Source organism: Streptomyces longispororuber, assembly GCF_014656095.1.
GTDB classification, from domain to species: Bacteria; Actinomycetota; Actinomycetes; order Streptomycetales; family Streptomycetaceae; genus Streptomyces; species Streptomyces longispororuber.
On the sequence record NZ_BNBT01000337.1, the window covers coordinates 1 to 683 of the forward strand.

The 683-nt window shown below is 82.4% G+C and carries 1 protein-coding gene; it reads left to right on the forward strand.

Going from position 1 to position 683, the window contains the following annotated elements; genetic code table 11:
• Window positions 1-683, forward strand: a 683-nt coding sequence (locus IE330_RS38520) for a wax ester/triacylglycerol synthase domain-containing protein (RefSeq protein ID WP_190140820.1), incomplete at both ends; no start/stop codon positions are given.

Genomic DNA, 683 nt, shown 5'->3' on the forward strand with positions numbered 1-683 from the left:
ATGGTCTCCGTGCCCGTCCGCGCCGCCTCGGCCGGGCGGGCCGTCGCCACGGACGCCGGCAGGGCGCTCGGCATCGGCGCCGCGGTGGCGCGCGGCGCCTGGGACGCCCGGTGGGCGTGGACGGCGGGCCGGGCCCAGGGGGCGCGGGCGGTGGGCCGGGGCCAGGGGGCGCGGGCGGCCCTCACCTCCCGGCCCGCCGGCACCCGCCGCACCGCGGGCGTCCTGCTCGACCTCGACGAGGTGCACCGCGTGCGCAAGACGGTGGGCGGCACCGTCAACGACGTCCTGATCGCCCTGGTCGCCGGGGCGCTGCGCCGCTGGCTGGACGCGCGGGGCGAGGGTGGCGATGGCGGGGGCGGTGGCGCGGGGGGCGCGGGTGGCGCCGGTGCTGGCGGGGGTGGAGGCGGAGGCGGAGGTGAGGGCGGTGGCGGAGGGGGTGACGTCGGCGGTGGCGGCGGGGGTGCTGCCCCGCGCGCGCTCATCCCCGTCTCCCGCCGCCGCCCGCGCACCGACCGGCCCCCGGCCAACAGCCTCTCCGGCTACGTGATCCGCCTGCCCGTCGACGGCGCCGACCCGCTGGAGCGCCTGCGCGCGGTGCGCGCCGCCATGGACCGCAGCAAGGAGGCGGGCCCGTCGCGCGGCGCGGGCGCCGACGTGGTGCTCGCCGACCACGTGCCGCCGCT